Origin of the sequence: Streptomyces nanshensis, from assembly GCF_001751255.1 — a bacterium.
Lineage (GTDB): Bacteria > Actinomycetota > Actinomycetes > Streptomycetales > Streptomycetaceae > Streptomyces > Streptomyces nanshensis_A.
The window spans coordinates 1-730 of record NZ_LJGW01000022.1; the positions used below are offsets into that span (position 1 = coordinate 1).

A 730-nucleotide genomic window follows, 5' to 3' on the forward strand; every position below is an offset into this window, starting at 1 on the left:
GCCCGAGGCGGAGTTGAGGGCGGCGGACCGGTCCGGCGCCGGCGGTACGGACGGCGCCCGCCGCGACGCCGACCGCTCCGAGGATGCCGAGGACGCCGAGGACGCCGAGGGCGGCACCGCCCCGCACCGCTGGGCGCCGGGCANCATCCTGTGGCGCTACCGCGCGAACGGCACCGGCCGTCCGCACATCTGCCGTCCCGTCACCGTCGTCCGGGACACCCCCGAGCTGCTGGCCGCGTGGGTCGCGCCGGGCACGGTCTGCGTCAAGCCGGAGATGGCGGACGGCACACCCGTACACCACGAGCCGCTGGCCACCCGCTACACCAGGCCCCGCAGAACGGTGCTCTCCCGCTGGTTCGGCACGGGCGTGCTGAAGCTGGCCGTACCGGGCGAACCCTGGTCGGTGTGGCTGTTCTGGGAGCGCGACTGGCAGTTCAAGAACTGGTACGTGAACCTGGAGGAGCCGCACCGCCGCTGGGACGGGGGCATCGACTCCGAGGACCACTTCCTCGACATCGCCCTGTATCCGGACCGCAGTTGGGAGTGGCGGGACGAGGACGAGTTCGCCGCGGCGCGGCAGGCCGGCCTCGTCGGCGACGCCCTCGCCGCACGCGTACGGGAGGCGGGGCGCGAGGTGGTGGAGCGGATCGCCGCGTGGGCGTCGCCGTTCCGGGACGGCTGGGAGGACTGGCGGCCCGACCCGCGCTGGCCGGTGCCGGCGCTGCCCGCG

1 protein-coding gene is annotated in these 730 nt (G+C 75.3%); it reads left to right on the top strand.

Annotation, left to right across the window (positions count from 1 at the left end; translation table 11 throughout):
- Positions 1-145 precede the first annotated feature (145 nt).
- Positions 146-730, top strand: a 585-nt coding sequence (gene fomD / locus AN218_RS00790; RefSeq protein WP_070014486.1) for a cytidylyl-2-hydroxypropylphosphonate hydrolase, incomplete at its 3' end; no start/stop codon positions are given.